We start from the raw sequence: 14,902 nt of genomic DNA on the forward strand, positions 1-14,902 counted from the left end.
TACGGACAGCGCTCATCACTCTACGCCACCGAGTCGCTACCGTCAGTTCACTACTGGGCCGCGCCAGTCGCGCGGGCGGCCCGCTCCATCTCGATGCGGGCGCTGACGGCGTACTTGTCGACGTATTCCTGGCCGGACAGCTCCATCAGGGCGTACATGATCTCGTCGGTGACCGCGCGCAGCACCAGCCGGTCGTCCTCCATGCCGTAGTAGCGGGAGAAGTCGAGCGGCTTGCCGAACCTGACGCCAGGCCGGATGCCGAGCTTGGGCAGCGGCCGTCCCGGCGGCATCATCTCGTAGGTGTTGACCATGGCCCAGGGAATGACCGGGGCCCGCGACTCCAGCGCCAGCCGGGCGACGCCGGTCTTGCCCTTGTAGAGCCTGCCGTCGGGCGAACGGGTGCCCTCGGGGTAGATGCCGAGGATGTGTCCCTCACGAAGGATGCGCAGGCCGGTGCGGAGCGCCGCCTCGCTGGCCTTGCCGCCGGAGCGGTCGATCGGCACGGTGCCGACGCCGCTGAAGAACAGCCTGGCGAAGAAACCCTTGATGCCGCGCCCGGTGAAGTAGTCGGACTTGCCGAGCGAGATGACCTTGCGCTTGAGTTGGAGCGGTCCGAAGAAGTGGTCGGCGAACGACAGGTGGTTGCCGGCCAGGATCACTCCGCCCTCTCTGGGCACGTTTTCGACGCCCTCGGCCCACGGCCTGAACACGAGGTGGAGGAACGGCCCCAAGATGGCCTTGACCACCCAGTAGAACACTCCGGCACCTCTTTCCAGGAAATTTGTCCGCGGGCAGAGTCATCTTCCCATCCCGAGCGCCTTGCAACTACACCAGCTCTCGCACAAACACCCTTGAACGTGCGACGATCGGGCCGTTCCAGGATGAACAGCTGGAATGAAACTGCATGGAGGAGCTGTTATGCCGCTCATGCCAGGCGCGGAGCCCTACCACCACGACGGAGGCCAAGTCGGCGTGCTGTTCTGCCACGGGTTCACCGGCACGCCGCAGTCGCTGCGGCCATGGGCGGAGTTCCTCGCGGCGCACGGGCTCAGCGTCTCGCTGCCCCGCCTGCCCGGCCACGGCACGCGCTGGCAGGAGATGAACCGCACCCATTGGGAGGACTGGTACGCCGAGGTGGAGAAGGCGTTCGAGGACCTCCAGGGGCGTTGCGCCGAGGTGTTCGTGGCGGGGCTGTCGCTCGGCGGCTGCCTGGCGCTGCGGCTCGCCGAGGTGCACGGCCCGGCCGTCAGGGGTGCGGTCGTGGTCAACCCGTCCATCGCCAGCGACGTCCCGCTGCTGCGGCTGGCGCCGCTGCTGAAATGGTTCGTGCCGTCGGTGCCCGGCGTCGCGAACGACGTCAAGAAGGCCGGCGCGCGCGAGCTGGCCTACGCCCGCACCCCGGTCAAGGCGGCGGCCTCGCTGCCCGGCCTGTGGGCTCTGGTGCAGGCCGACCTGGCGAAGGTGACGCAGCCGCTGCTGGTCTACCGCAGCGTGGACGACCACGTGGTGAAGCCTACGAGTGTGGCGATCATCCGCCGGAGGGTCCCGCACGCCACGATCGAGGAGCTTACCGATAGCTATCATGTTGCGACGCTCGACAACGACGCCGACACGATCTTTGCCGGCAGCCTCGACTTCATCCGTACACATGCCTCGGTACCCTTGCAGAGGGACTGATCGCACCCAGGGGGAAGTCGCGATCACTGTGGAGAGGCCCATCTAGGTGACGCCCCAGAGTGACGAGGACGAGGTCTGGCGGCAGATCGTCGCGTCCTTCAACGACACCGCCGAGCGCGACTCGGCCGACCAGCCATGGCCGGACAGCGAGAACGTCCCAGCGGAGCCCACCCGGCGGGTGGTGAAACCCTCGGAGGAGCTCGAAGAGGACCTCGACGAACCCGAGGACAAGCACGACGAGGGCGAGGACGGCGAGGAGGAGGGGCACTACGTGCCGCCGCCGCCCCCGCCGCTGCCCAAGGTCGACCTGGCGACGAAGGTGGCGTGGGTGGCGCTGTTCGGCGGCCCCGCCTACCTCCTGATCGCCGCCATGGCGAACTGGCACATGGAGGGGTGGGCGCTGTTCACGGCGGTGGCGGCGTTCATCGGCGGATTCGTGGCGCTGGTGGTGCGCATGGGCGACGGCCCGCCGTCCAACGACTCCGGCTGGGACGACGGCGCGGTGCTCTGACCGCTCTGACCGCTCCGGCCGGCGCGCCGCCGGCTCAGGATCTCGTACGGGCGGCGGTGGAGGCGGCGGTGGTCTTCGGGGCGAACGACTCCACGACGTCGGTGTAGCGGTCGGAGGTGTCGACCGCGTGCCCGACCGCCCACACCGCGCCCTTGCCCGCGAGGTAGGTGACGGCCTGGAGCCGCACGCTGCTGCGGCCCTTGTCGGCGCCGCCCCGGATGATCGAGCACGCGCCCTTCTCGCAGCGCGCCACGAACGGCTCGGCCGCCCGGTCGGGGTCGTAGCCGGTCATCCAGTAGCGGCCCTTGCCGTCGCCGGTCACGCCGTAGAGCCGGGCGCCGGTGACGGGCAGGCTCTGCCGCTTCCAGCGCTTGCCGTTCCAGACGAGCGCGAGCGGCGCGATGTCGCCGGGGCCGCTGTAGACGCCGCCGACCGCGACCGCCCGCTTGGCGTTGTCGGTCTGGATGTCGCGGAGGTAGCCGCCGGGGATCGAGGGCAGCGGCATCGGCTTCCACGTGCCGCCCGAGTAGTGCGCGATGAGCGGCTCGGTGCCGGTGTCGCCGACGGCGAAGCCGCCCGCCACCGCGTAGAGCGCGCCCTTGTCCTTGAGCTGCTGCACCGTCCAGGTGCCGTTCTGGCCGGTGAGTACGAGGCCGCGCTTCTCGCGGCTGCCGACCGCCACGACCTTGGTGCCCTTGGCGTCGACGCCGCCGAGCCAGTCGCCCGAGCGCAGCCCCTGCGGGCGGACCCGGTCGAAACCGGTCACGTCGCCGTGCGCCAGGTAGGGGAGCCCGTCGTGGCTGTCGCCCACCGCCCACACGTCGGACGGGCCGGCCGCGGCGAGGCTGCGCAGGTTGCCGGCCGCCGTGGCGTCGCGGATGGCCACCTCGCTCCACTGGGAGCCGTCCCAGTGGCGGATGGTGCCGCGGTTCTTCCACACGTCCCAGATCTGCTGCTGGCCGACCGCCCACACGTCGCCGGACGAGACGGCGAGCACGTCGGACAGCGAGCCGTCGGCCTGCAGGCGCACGCTGGTCGACTGCTGCCACGCCTCGATCGCGGCGGGGCTGCGGGGATCGGCATGCGCGGCGGGCGTGACCTGCGGCAAGGCCACGGACGTCGCCAAGATCAGAAAGAGCGCACGCCGCCGAGAGCGACGGGTCATGAACAAATGCTACGGGCTGGCCGTCGGTCTCCGCCCGCCCGGTGCCCGACTCGGGCGCCCGGATGCCCCCCTTTGTCCCTTCGTGTGCCCTTCTGTCGTCAGCGACCGGGAACGCACAGCTCGGCCACCACCGGCAGGTGATCGCTGGCCGCCGCGAGGTCGGCCGCCGCGACGTCCGCTCCCCCGCAGGACACGACCCGCGCCTCGGGCGCGGCGAACACCCCGTCGATGCGCGCCGAGGGCCGCGCGGCCGGGAACGTCAGCCCTCCGGGCACTTCCCCGTACGGGGACGCCGCCGCCTCATGGCAGTCGGACAGCCGCCCGGCCAGGTAACGCCAGGCCGGCTGGTGCGGCCGCTCGTTGACGTCGCCGCCGAGCACGATCGCCGCCCCGTACGGCGCCGCCGCCCGCTCCATCAGCGCCACCGCCTCGGCCGCGTGGTGCACCCGCGCCGGGTCGTGGAGGTCGAGGTGGAGCGAGCCGACCGCGAGCCGCGCCCCGCCGGCCTCCACCACGGCGATCGCGAGCCCGCGCAGCTCCAGCCCGAGGAAGACGCGCAGCGCGTGGCTGCGCGCCTCCAGCACGCGTACCCGTGGCCCGGTCAGCACGGCGACGCCGCCGAGCCGGCCGGGGGTGGCCAGGCGCATGCCCGCCGCGGCGGCGAGCGCGCGCCGCCTGGCCCGCCACCGGCCGAACCTGGGCGCCTCCTGCACGCACAGCACGTCGGCCCGCAGGCCGGCGATCACGCGCGTGAGCGCGGGCAGGCTGTCGCGCAGTCCGTGCAGGTTGTACGTGCCGATCCGGACCGTCACGGACGGGCCGCTAGCGCAGCCTGGCCAGGTCGGCGGCGCCGACGACGCCGGCCGCGGCGCCCAGCTCGGCCAGCCGGATGTCGGCGAGCGGCCGGTGGCCGCGCCCGGTGAGCCGGGCGGCGAAGGACTCGCGGGCCCGGTCGATGAACAGGTCGGCGGCCCTGGACACGCCGCCGCCGACGATGAAGCAGCCGGGGTCGAGCACCGCGGCGAGGTCGGCCATGCCCTGGCCGAGCCAGTCGGCGAAGGACGCGAACGCCCCCAGCGCGATCTCGTCGCCCCGGCGGGCGGCCTCGGTGATCTCCTCGCCGTCGATCCTGCCGCCGGCCAGCCCGAGCAGGATGGAGGCCCGCTCCGGCGCGGCCTCGGCCAGCTCTCTGGCCTCCTTGACCAGGGCCTGGCCGCTGGCGTACTGCTCCCAGCAGCCGATGTTGCCGCAGCCGCACGGCCGGCCGCCCGGCTGGACCTGCATGTGGCCCAGCTCGGCGCCCATGCCCCACCGGCCGCGGTAGAGCGCGCCGTCGAACACCATGCCGCCGCCGATGCCGGTGCCGAGCGTCATACAGACCACGTGGGACTGGCCGCGCCCGGCGCCGAACCTGGTCTCGCCCCAGGCCATGGCGTTGGCGTCGTTCTCGATGACGACGGGCAGGCCGACCAGGTCGCTGATCTTCTTCTGCAGCGGCTCCTCGCGCCAGGCGAGGTTGGGGGCGAAGCGCACGACCGAGCGGGTCTCGTCCACGAAACCGGCCGCGCCCACCCCCACCGCCTCGATCCGCCGGCCCGCGGACAGCTCGCGAACGACGTCGGCCACCGTATCGGCCACCAGGTCGGGGCGATCGGCGGCGGTCGGCCGCAGCGTGTGTTCGACGATCTTCCCTTGGTCGTCGACCACACCCGCGGCGACCTTCGTCCCGCCGATGTCGACACCGATCGTGAGCATGCCCGTCGTTCTCCCTATCCCAGATCTATGTGTTCCACGTCGTCGCGGCCGGCCCGGTCGTCCTGCCGCGGCTCCCTCCGCGGGTCCGTCCTGGTGCCGCCCTGCGGGGCGGGGCGGCTCAGCGCGTCGAGCGCGCCCCGGACGGCGGCGAACAGCTCACCGCCCGCGGCCATCAGGTGACCGGTCACGTCGGCGGCTGCGGCGGCGGAGCCGGACTCCCGCTGGTCGGCGATCGCCCGGCAGAGCGGGCAGGCGCGGCAGACGTACTCGTCGTGGGGGTCGGACACGGCCTCCTCCCACACGTCGCGCTCCCTCCGGCCGCCGCCGGTGAACGAGTTGAACACCTGCTTGCCGACCTGGCGCGTGGCGCGTCCCTGGATCGAGTCGAACAGCTTGCGCGCCTCGTCGGCGACGGTGCCGATCGGATCCCTGTCGTTGCTCTCGGTCATCTGGCCCTCCCTGAACCGGCGGCCCTGCCTGCGGGGTCGCTCATCCTCCTCAACTCCTCAGGAGCCGGATTCGCTCCCCGGGCTGAACGCTACCCGCAGCACACCGTCGCGGAGCGCCGCCCCGCTGATCTTCCTGCGGGCCAGCGCGACGGGCAGGGCGAGGATTCTGCGGTAGGGGCCCGCCGTGACGATGAGCTCGTCGCCCTTACGGGCCAGGTCGACGTCGGCGCGGTCGGCGCCGGGCAGGTCGAGGGTCAGCTCGTCGGCGCTCATGCGCAGCGGCGGAGGGCTGGCGGGCGGCGCGAACGGGTCGCTGTCGCCGTAGAGCCGCGCGCCGACGTCGGTCAGCGCCTGCTTGCCGACGGGCTCGGCGGGCAGGTAGGGGACGACGTGGACGGGCAGCGGGGCGAACGACTGCTCCGCCTCGGTCAGCAGCCGCGTCTGCGCCGCCACCCACTGGGCGCGCCACTCGTCGGCGCCGCCCGGCGGGAAGACGCGGTTGGCGATCACGCCGTCGACGCGGTAGCCGTACAGGTTGAGCGAGGTGAGGGTGCGCCGGGCCTCGGCCAGCACCACCGACTCGGGGGTGAGCACGAGCCGGACGGAGGCCTGGTCGCCGGTGAGCAGCTCGCGCACCTCCATGAGGCCGCGGTGGAAGCGCTCGCCGGCGCTCATGACCTCCTCGCCGGGCGCGCTGACCCGGGCCACGCCGCGGACGAACGGCGCGACCAGCCGCACCAGCCGGCGGCCGATCGGCAGGAGCCGGTTGACGTGCCAGTCGAGCGCCTCGGGCAGGGCGAGCAGGCGCAGCGTCTCGGCGGTCGGCGCGCAGTCGACGACGATGACGTCCCAGCGGCCGGAGCGCGCGTGCTCGCGCAGCTCCAGCAGGGCGATGACCTCCTCGGCGCCGGGCAGTACCGTGATCTCCTCGGAGGTGACCTCGTCCAGGCCCAGCTCCGACAGCACGCTCCTCGCGTAGTCCTGCAGCTCGCCCCAGTGCCGCTCCAGCGTCCGCTGCGTGTCGACCTGGTGCAGGTGCAGGCCGGGCGCCACCTCGCCGGGCTCGACGGCGAGCGCGTCGGCCAGCGAGTGCGCGGTGTCGGTGGAGACGACGAGCGTCTTCAAGCCCCTGCTCGCGGCGAGGGTCGCGGTGGCCGCGGCGGCGGTGGTCTTGCCCACGCCGCCCTTTCCGGTGAACAGCAGGACCCGGGGACCCACCTCAGCGGCCTTCGACGCGCTTCTTGAGGCCCTTGAGCGCGGTGTCCACGATCACCTTCTCCGCCTTGCGCTTGATCATGCCGATCATCGGCACGCTGAGGTCGACGGCCAGCTCGTACGTCACGCCGGTGCCACTGCCCGACGCGGCGAGACGGTAACTTCCGCGCAGCTGCGAGACCATCCGGCCGGGATCGACGACCTCCCAGGCGACGCCCTCGTCGCCGTCCCAGGTGTAGCCGAGGGTGTAGGTGTCGCTGATCATCCCGGCGTCCAGGACGAAGCGGACCTTGCTCGCCCGGCCGTCGTCACCCTCGCCGAGGACCTCGGCGCTCTTGATCGACCCGGCCCACTCCGGGTAGCGGGGGAAGTCGGCGATGACCGCCATGACGTCGGCGAGAGCGGCGTCGATGGTGATGCTCGAAGTGGTGCGATCAGCCATGAGGACACCGTACCGGTCGGGTCACCATTCGAGGATGAAGGGAACGCCCTTCCCCCGGAAGTGGCCCACGTTGACGCATTCGGTGCGGCCCACGCGGGCGCGGGCGTGCAGCGGGTTGTGGACGTGGCCGAAGAGCGCGTAGCGGGGCTGGGTGCGCCTGATGGCCTCCAGCGTGGCCTCGCTGCCGCGTTCGAAGCGCCGGGCCACGACGTCGTAGAGCAGCTCGGGCAGGGCGGGCGGGATGTGGCAGCACAGCACGTCCACCTCGCCGACCGCCTCGACCTTGGCGGCGTACTCCTCGTCGCTGATCTCGTTGGGGGTGCGGTAGGGCGTCTTCAGCCCGCCGCCCACGAACCCGAAGCGCAGCCCGCCGATCTCCACGCTCTGGCCGTCGAGCACCTGGTGGCCGGGGCGCAGGTAGTCGGCCCACAGGCGGGGCAGGTCCACGTTGCCGTAGGTGAGGTAGGCGGGGGTGGGCATGGCGGCGAACAGGCCGGCGTACTGGGCGCGGACGTTGCGCTCGATGTGCTCGCGCGGGTCGCCGTCGAGCGTCGCCCACAGGGCCGCCGACATGGCCCTGGCCTCGTCGAACCGCTTGGCCGTGCGCAGCCCGATGAACTCGGCGGCCTTCTCCCGGCCGAACAGGTCGGCGAAGATGCCCTGCGCGTGGTCGTCGTAGTCGATGAACAGGATCAGGTCGCCGAGGCAGATCAGCGCGTCGGCGCCCTGCCCGGCGGTGGCGAGGGCATCGGCCCTGCCGTGGACGTCGCTCACCACATGGACCCGCATGGGGGAAATCTTACGAGCGGTGACTGCTAGCGTGATGAATGCCCTTCATAACGCCTCCATGACGACGTGACCTGCGAGGCTACCGGCGCGTAACTTAACGCGATAACGTCCAGGCGTCCTTCGAAGAGGAGTTGATCCGTGCGCGAGTACAGCGTCCCGATCCTGGTCGACGTGCCTGCCTCGGCCGGCCTGGCCGACACGGTCTTCCGGCGGGCCGAGCAGGAACCCGGCGTCGTCGTCATGCGCCGCAAGACCGACGCGGGGTGGCCCGCGGTCACCGCGTCGGAGTTCCGCGACCAGGTGGTGGCGGTGGCCCGCGGGCTGATCGCGGCCGGCGTGGAGCACGGCGACCGGGTGGCGTTGATGTCCCGCACCCGCTACGAGTGGACGCTCGTCGACTACGCGATCTGGTCGATCGGCGCGGTCACGGTGCCGATCTACGAGACCTCCTCGGCCGACCAGGTGCGCTGGATCCTCTCCGACAGCGAGGCCAAGGCCGCGTTCGTGGAGCTGGACGCGCACGAGGAGACGGTGCGCGAGGCCGCGCCCGAGCTGAAGTCCGTCTGGCGCGTCGACGCGCCGCCGCTCGGCGCCGACGTGCCCGCCTCCGAGGTGGACGAGCGGCGCGGCCGCGTCTGCGCCGCCGACCTCGCCACGATCGTCTACACCTCCGGCACCACGGGCCGGCCCAAGGGCTGCCGGATCACGCACGACAACCTGCTGTTCACGGCGCTCAACGTGCTGCGGGGGCCGCTGGAGCCGCTGTTCTCCCGCAAGGAGCCGGCCGCGCTGCTGTTCCTGCCGCTGGCGCACATCTTCGCGCGGATGATCCAGGTCGTGCTCGTCGAGGCGGGCGCGATCATGGCGCACACCCCGAACATGAAGAACGTCGCCCCCGACCTGCAGGACTTCCAGCCGACGTTCCTGCTGGGCGTGCCGCGCGTGTTCGAGAAGGTCTACAACGGGGCCGAGCAGAAGGCCATCGCGGGCGGCAAGGGCAAGATCTTCGCCAGCGCCGTCGAGGTGGCGGTGGCCTGGAGCCGGGCCGAGAGCGCCGGTGGCGCGCCGCTCGGGCTGCGGCTGCGCAAGGCCGTCTTCGACCGGCTCGTCTACTCCAAGCTGCGCGCCGCGACCGGCGGGCGGCTGACCGCCGCCGTGTCGGGCGGGTCGGCGCTGGGCGAGCGGCTCGGCCACTTCTTCAAGGGCGTCGGCATCGAGGTCTTCGAGGGCTACGGCCTCACCGAGACCTCCGCGCCGTGCTCGGTCAACATCCCGGGCGCCAACAAGATCGGCACCGTGGGCAAGCCGCTGCCCGGCGTCACGCTGCGCATCGGCGACGACGGCGAGGTGCTGGCCAAGGGGCGCAACGTCTTCGCCGGCTACTGGAAGAACGAGGCGGCGACCGCCGAGGCCCTCGACGCCGACGGCTTCTACCGCACGGGCGACGTGGGCGAGCTGGACGACGACGGCTACCTGCGGATCACCGGGCGCAAGAAGGAGATCCTGGTGACGGCGGCCGGCAAGAACGTCGCGCCGGGGCCGCTGGAGGACCTGCTGCGGGCCCATCCGCTGATCTCCCAGGCGATGGTCGTCGGCGACGGCCGTCCCTTCGTGGCCGCGCTCGTGACCCTGGACCCGGAGGCGGTGCCCGCCGGGCGGACGGTGGCCGAGCTGCGTACGGACCCCGAGGTGCTGGCCGAGGTCCAGGCCGCGGTGGACCGGGCGAACCAGTCGGTGTCGAAGGCCGAGCAGATCAAGAAGTTCGCGATCCTGGAGCAGGACATCACCGAGGAGAGCGGGCACCTGACGCCGACGCTCAAGGTCAAGCGCAACCTCGTGCTGCGCGATTTCGCCGGGCAGATCGAGGAGCTGTACGGCGGGCACTGATCCAGCCCCGGAAAGAGCTCTCGGAAGCCGGGCGGGGATGAGCATGCCCTGTCCACCGCTTCCATGGAAAGACAGCAAGACCCACCTTTCGATCTCGAGCGCGGGTTGAAAGCGCTCGACAGACGCTCCTCCTGACCGCGGATCCGGTGCAGCCGGAGCCTCATGCGGCCATTCCCGCGCTGAGGTGAGCCCGTCACGGGCCGGATCGAACCGCTACGTGCCGACGCGGACTACGCCGAAGCAGGAAGCTCGGTTGCGGGCGCGCTGGATGAGCTGCACTGGCATACGGCCAACGCGAGGGGTGATCGTTTGATCAGCTGGATTCTGCACCTCCCGCACGCCGCGACCGTCCGTGTGATGGATTTGTCCTGGTGGAAGACTTGTGTCGGTGGGTGCTGCGAGCATGACGGGATGATCGCGACTCCTGACGACTACTCCTGGTTCTCCCCCGAGCGCTTCCCCGGCCTGGCGGACGCCTACTGCTTCACCTACGTCCGCGGCCTGACGCCTGAGGAAGTGGTGACCCGACTCGGCGTCCGGGTTGAAGAGTGCTCTCTCGTGACGCTTGATGAGCTGATCCGGCGGCAGACCTTCGGAGCCGTCGCCATTGGGGATTGGGTACTCCTCGTCGAGGCCTGCAGCGGGCTCGGCGTCGACGAAGAGATCATCATGCCGCTGTCGGCGGGCACCCGTCTCGTCTCCCACTTCTACCTCGACGTCGACGACATGGACTACTTCTACTGGATCGACGACGGGAAGATCCGGTTCGAGTTCGCGTACCAGGAAGGCTATTCCCACTGGATCCAAGACGGGAAGATCCAGTTCATGTTCCGGCCCCATGAAAGCTACTCAGAGGAGAGGCCGGACGAACTCGTAGAGATCCTGGAGCGGATCGGCTCCCCCGTCCACCCGATCGCCTACCCCCACGAAGGACCGGCGTTCCTCCTGGCCGAGCGTCTCACCGGGATCACGATGACGCCGCGACTGCTGGAGGAGTCCACTTACCTGTGCGGAGTCGTTCCTGGATCGAGGTGAGCAGAACCCACCGTACGCAGCTCGGCGACCGTCCGCCCGGCGGGCACTTCGTCACGAGGGCGGCCCTGGAGCAGGACATCACCGAGGAGAGCGGACCTCGTGCTGCGCGATTCCGCCGGGCAGATCGAGGAGCTGTACGGCGCGGGTAACTGACCTCTTAAAAAGGGCGGATTAAATCCGATTTAATCGCCTATATACCGCCTGACCAGGGGAATCTTCTTTCGATTCCGGCTTTCTCGCGGTCACTATCGGGGTATTCTTGCGGCAAAGAAAACGGGACCGGGAATCTGAAGCATCCCCGGTCCCTTACCTCACGGTAAGGGAGAACGGCATGGACATCAAGGAAGCGGGCCCCGCGTTCACCACGGCTCTGGAGAACGAGCTCATTCAGATCCGGGCGGACCAGCGTGAGCTGGCGCAGGACCTCACCGAGCGCATCAACGGCGTCGGCAGGCGGCTCAAGAGCCTCGACGCCAAGGTCGAGCTCAGGTTCTCGTCGGTCGACGCCCAGCTCCAGCTCCTCGGCTCGCGCATCAAGGTCATGGACGCCAAGTTCGAGGGCAAGTTCGACACGGTGAACAACCGCCTCGACACTGTGGACAGCCGCCTCGACGCGGTCGAGAGCCGGCTCGGCGGCATACAGGAGACGCAGCAGCAGATGCTGGGCGTGCTGGTCGGCATTCAGCGGAGGCTGGAGGCCGCCTGATCCAGGCAACGCGCAAAGGGCGGGTCCGCGTCGGGCGGGCCCGCCCTTTCGTATGCGTACGTAGCTGCCATGTGGGGGCTTTGTCATGAAATCGTGCGTTGACAAGTGGGAAATGTTGGCTTTTCGATGTATGAAAGTGCGCGAAGTCGGGGGAATCTGAAGGTTCGGGTAGGAGGACCTCACATGGACCATCGGCCGCCGTTGACCCGCCATGTCGCCATTCCATCGTCGACAGCGTCATCCTCCAGTGGTTCGACGCCGCTGTCCCGCCGATCCCTGTTCCTCGGCGCCGCCGCGTTCGGCGTCCCGGCCATTCTCGCCGGATGCGGATCCGACGCCCCCTCCCCCGCTCCCGGCGGTTCGTCCTCCGGCGGACTCGGCACCGTCACGCTGGGCTCCAACGCCTCCGACGAGGTGCCGAAGAAGTCGCTGGAAGCCCAGATCAAGGCGTTCACGCAGGGCGCGGTCAAGGTCAACACCGTCGACCACAACACGTTCCAGGAGAACATCAACCGCTACCTGCGCGGCACGCCGGACGACGTGTTCACCTGGTTCGCCGGCTACCGCATGCAGTTCTTCGCCGAGCAGGGCCTCGCCCTCGACATCTCCGACGTGTGGCGCGACATCGGCGGCGACTTCACGCAGGCGTTCAAGGACCAGTCGACCGGCGTGGACGGCAAGCAGTACTTCGTGCCGTCCACCTACTACCCGTGGGCCGTCTTCTACCGCAAGAGCGTCTGGGAGGAGAAGGGCTACCAGCCGCCCAAGACGCTGGACGAGCTCACCGCGCTGGCCAGGAAGATGAAGGCCGACGGGCTGATCCCGATCGCGTTCGCCGACAAGGACGGCTGGCCGGCCATGGGCACGTTCGACATCCTCAACATGCGGACGAACGGCTACGACTTCCACATCCAGCTCATGCAGGGCAAGCAGTCGTGGACCGACCCGAAGGTCCGGCAGGTGTTCGACACCTGGCGGGGGCTGATGGAGTACCACCAGCCGGCGGCGCTGGGCCGCACCTGGCAGGAGGCCGCGCAGTCGCTGGCGCAGAAGAAGACCGGGATGTACCTGCTCGGCATGTTCGTCGCCCAGCAGTTCCCCGAGGCCGACCGCGACGACCTCGACTTCTTCACCTTCCCCGAGATCAACCCGGCCTACGGCACCGACTCCATCGACGCCCCGATCGACGGTTACATGGTCTCGGCCAAGGCCAAGAACGTGGACGGCGCCAAGGCGCTGATCAAGCAGCTCGCCCAGGCCTCGTCCCAGAACATCGCCACGGGCCTCGACCCGGGCACGCTCGCCTCCAACTCCAAGGCCGACACCTCCGGCTACAGCGCACTGCAGAAGCGCGGCGCGGAGCTGGTGTCGCAGGCCAAGCACATCGCCCAGTTCCTCGACCGCGACACCCGGCCCGACTTCGCCTCCACGGTCATGATCCCCTCGCTGCAGTCGTTCGTCGGCAAACCGGACGAGATCGATCCGCTGCTGGCGAGCATCGAGAAGCAGAAGGCCACCATCTTCCGCTGATGACCGCGAAGACCCGTCGCTACTCCGCCCGCGACGTGACCATCCTGGTCGCCGGGCTGGGGGTGGCCATCGTCGTCAACGTGGGCCTCGTCTGGGGGCCCACGCTGGCCAGCGTCGGCCTGTCGGCCACCGACTGGAACGGCATCGGCCCGATCGAGTGGATCGGCGGCCGGAACTACGAGGATCTGGCCGGGACGTACCCGCCGTTCTGGTCGGCCGTCCGCAACAACGTGTTGTGGCTGGCCTTCCTCGGGCTGGTCGCCACGCCGTTCGGGCTGTTCTGCGCGGTGCTGCTGGACCGGCGGCTGCGGATGTCGCGCGTCTACCAGAGCGCCCTCTACATGCCGGTCGTGCTGTCGCTGGCCGTCGTGGGCTTCATCGCCCAGCTCGTCTTCTCCTCCGACTACGGCGTGCTGAACGCGGTCAGCGGCCTGCACGTGGACTGGCTCGGCGACCGTGCGGTCAACATCTGGGTCGTCATGGTCGCGGCGGGCTGGCGGCACGTCGGCTACGTCATGATCATCTACCTGGCGGGGCTGAAGGCGGTCGATCCGGCGCTGAAGGAGGCGGCGGCCATCGACGGGGCGAACGAGCGCCAGGCGTTCTTCCGCGTGGTGTTCCCGACGTTGCGGCCGGTCAACGTGATCGTGCTGGTGATCACGGTGATCGAGGCGCTGCGGGCCTTCGACATCGTCTACGCCATCAACAAGGGCAGGAACGGATTGGAGCTGCTGTCGGTGCTGGTCACCGAGAACATCGTGGGCGAGGCCAGCCGGATCGGGTTCGGCTCGGCGATCGCGGTGATCCTGCTGGTCATCTCGCTGGGGTTCATCGTGACGTACCTGTCGCAGCTGTTCCGGGGGGAGGAGCGATGACGGCCGCGCGGGTGCGGCCGCTGCGCGTCCTCCTGCACGTCTTCCTCGCGCTGGTGGCGCTGGGCTGGCTGCTGCCGCTGGCGCTGGCGGTGTACGCGTCGCTGCGCCCGTACGACGAGACGGCCCGCCTGGGCTACTTCTCGCTGCCGGAGCGGCTGACCCTCGGCTACTACGGCGAGGCGTGGAGCCAGGCCGAGCTGCCCCGCTACTACCTCAACACGCTGATCATCGTGATCCCGGCCCTGGTGCTCACGCTGCTGCTGGCGTCGTTCACGGCGTTCGCGATCGCGCGGCTGCGCATCCCCGGCCGCCGGACGCTGCTGATCGTGTTCACCGCGGGCAACCTGCTGCCGCCGCAGGTACTCATCACGCCGCTCTACACGCTCTACACGATGGTCCCGCTGCCCGCGTGGCTGTCGGACTCGCAGTCGCTCTACGACTCCTACCTCGGGCTGATCCTCGTCCACGTGGCGTTCCAGTTCGGCTTCTGCGTGTTCGTCATGGCGAACTTCATGCGTACGATCCCGGAGGAGATCACCGAGGCGGCGCTGGTGGACGGGGCGAGCGTGTGGAAGCGGTACTGGCGGCTGACCATGCCGTTGTGCCGGCCGGTGCTGGCGGCGCTGGCCACGCTGCAGTTCACCTGGATGTACAACGACTTCCTGTGGGCGCTGGTGCTGATGTCGTCGGGCGACAAGCTGCCCGTCACCTCGGCGCTGAACAACCTGCGCGGCCAGTTCTTCACCGACTACAACCTGCTGGCCGCCGGCTCGGTGCTGGTGGCGCTGCCGACACTGATCGTCTTCCAGCTCCTGCACAAGCAGTTCGTGGCCGGGCTGACCCTGGGCGCGACCAAGGGGTGATCC

The 14,902-nt window shown here is 70.1% G+C and carries 16 protein-coding genes; 8 read left to right on the forward strand and 8 right to left on the reverse strand.

The window, feature by feature from the left end; translation table 11 throughout:
• Positions 1-50 precede the first annotated feature (50 nt).
• A complete protein-coding gene (locus SMD20_RS14985; protein WP_329580713.1) occupies positions 51-758 on the reverse strand; it encodes a lysophospholipid acyltransferase family protein in 708 nt (235 codons plus the stop codon).
• A 160-nt stretch (positions 759-918) separates the two neighbouring features.
• On the opposite strand from SMD20_RS14985, the gene SMD20_RS14990 reads away from it, so the two are divergent.
• Together SMD20_RS14990 and SMD20_RS14995 are read left to right on the forward strand one after the other, a co-directional pair.
• Entirely contained in the window at positions 919-1,677 is a 759-nt protein-coding gene (locus SMD20_RS14990) for an alpha/beta hydrolase (RefSeq protein ID WP_329580716.1), read from the forward strand.
• Positions 1,678-1,723: 46 nt separating this feature from the next.
• Positions 1,724-2,188 (forward strand): hypothetical protein, encoded by a 465-nt coding sequence (locus SMD20_RS14995; protein ID WP_329580717.1) that lies wholly within the window; start codon positions 1,724-1,726, stop codon positions 2,186-2,188.
• 34 nt (positions 2,189-2,222) lie between these two features.
• On the opposite strand, the gene SMD20_RS15000 is transcribed toward SMD20_RS14995, so the two are convergent.
• The 7 genes from SMD20_RS15000 to SMD20_RS15030 all read right to left on the reverse strand — a co-directional run bounded on the left by SMD20_RS15000 (position 2,223) and on the right by SMD20_RS15030 (position 8,003).
• Positions 2,223-3,353, reverse strand: a complete 1,131-nt coding sequence (locus SMD20_RS15000; RefSeq protein WP_329580720.1) for a hypothetical protein — start codon at positions 3,351-3,353, stop codon at positions 2,223-2,225.
• Positions 3,354-3,451: 98 nt separating this feature from the next.
• Positions 3,452-4,165, reverse strand: coding sequence for an endonuclease/exonuclease/phosphatase family protein (locus tag SMD20_RS15005; protein ID WP_329580723.1), 714 nt, complete (start codon positions 4,163-4,165; stop codon positions 3,452-3,454).
• 10 nt (positions 4,166-4,175) lie between these two features.
• The gene (locus tag SMD20_RS15010; protein ID WP_329580726.1) at positions 4,176-5,108 is read right to left on the reverse strand and encodes an ROK family glucokinase; all 933 of its coding nucleotides are present in this window, start codon (positions 5,106-5,108) and stop codon (positions 4,176-4,178) included.
• A 14-nt stretch (positions 5,109-5,122) separates the two neighbouring features.
• A complete protein-coding gene (locus SMD20_RS15015; RefSeq protein WP_329580729.1) occupies positions 5,123-5,557 on the reverse strand; it encodes a DUF5304 family protein in 435 nt (144 codons plus the stop codon).
• A gap of 57 nt (positions 5,558-5,614) precedes the next feature.
• Positions 5,615-6,775 carry an ArsA family ATPase gene (locus tag SMD20_RS15020; RefSeq protein ID WP_329580731.1) on the reverse strand — a complete coding sequence of 387 codons (1,161 nt, stop codon included), beginning with the start codon at positions 6,773-6,775 and terminating at the stop codon, positions 5,615-5,617.
• 1 nt (position 6,776) lies between these two features.
• Positions 6,777-7,214, reverse strand: a complete 438-nt coding sequence (locus SMD20_RS15025) for an SRPBCC family protein (protein ID WP_329580733.1) — start codon at positions 7,212-7,214, stop codon at positions 6,777-6,779.
• A 21-nt stretch (positions 7,215-7,235) separates the two neighbouring features.
• On the reverse strand, positions 7,236-8,003 hold the full coding sequence (locus SMD20_RS15030) for a metallophosphoesterase family protein (protein ID WP_329580737.1): 768 nt from the start codon (positions 8,001-8,003) through the stop codon (positions 7,236-7,238).
• Between the two features lie 138 nt (positions 8,004-8,141).
• On the opposite strand from SMD20_RS15030, the gene SMD20_RS15035 reads away from it, so the two are divergent.
• From SMD20_RS15035 to SMD20_RS15060, 6 genes are all read left to right on the forward strand, one after another.
• Entirely contained in the window at positions 8,142-9,890 is a 1,749-nt protein-coding gene (locus SMD20_RS15035) for an AMP-dependent synthetase/ligase (RefSeq protein ID WP_329580740.1), read from the forward strand.
• A gap of 411 nt (positions 9,891-10,301) precedes the next feature.
• Complete coding sequence (locus SMD20_RS15040; RefSeq protein WP_329580742.1) at positions 10,302-10,925, forward strand: DUF6461 domain-containing protein; 624 nt, start codon at positions 10,302-10,304, stop codon at positions 10,923-10,925.
• A gap of 331 nt (positions 10,926-11,256) precedes the next feature.
• Positions 11,257-11,631: a hypothetical protein gene (locus SMD20_RS15045; RefSeq protein ID WP_329580745.1), complete on the forward strand. Its 375-nt coding sequence runs from the start codon at positions 11,257-11,259 to the stop codon at positions 11,629-11,631.
• Positions 11,632-11,814: 183 nt separating this feature from the next.
• Positions 11,815-13,161, forward strand: a complete 1,347-nt coding sequence (locus SMD20_RS15050; RefSeq protein ID WP_329580748.1) for an ABC transporter substrate-binding protein — start codon at positions 11,815-11,817, stop codon at positions 13,159-13,161.
• Complete coding sequence (locus tag SMD20_RS15055) at positions 13,161-14,036, forward strand: carbohydrate ABC transporter permease (protein WP_329580751.1); 876 nt, start codon at positions 13,161-13,163, stop codon at positions 14,034-14,036. Before SMD20_RS15050 ends, SMD20_RS15055 begins: the two co-directional genes overlap by 1 nt.
• Positions 14,033-14,899, forward strand: coding sequence for a carbohydrate ABC transporter permease (locus SMD20_RS15060; protein WP_329580754.1), 867 nt, complete (start codon positions 14,033-14,035; stop codon positions 14,897-14,899). Before SMD20_RS15055 ends, SMD20_RS15060 begins: the two co-directional genes overlap by 4 nt.
• Positions 14,900-14,902: the final 3 nt, after the last annotated feature.

The sequence above is a fragment of the Nonomuraea sp. LP-02 genome (assembly GCF_036289125.1).
In the GTDB taxonomy this organism is placed as follows: Bacteria; Actinomycetota; Actinomycetes; order Streptosporangiales; family Streptosporangiaceae; genus Nonomuraea; species Nonomuraea bangladeshensis.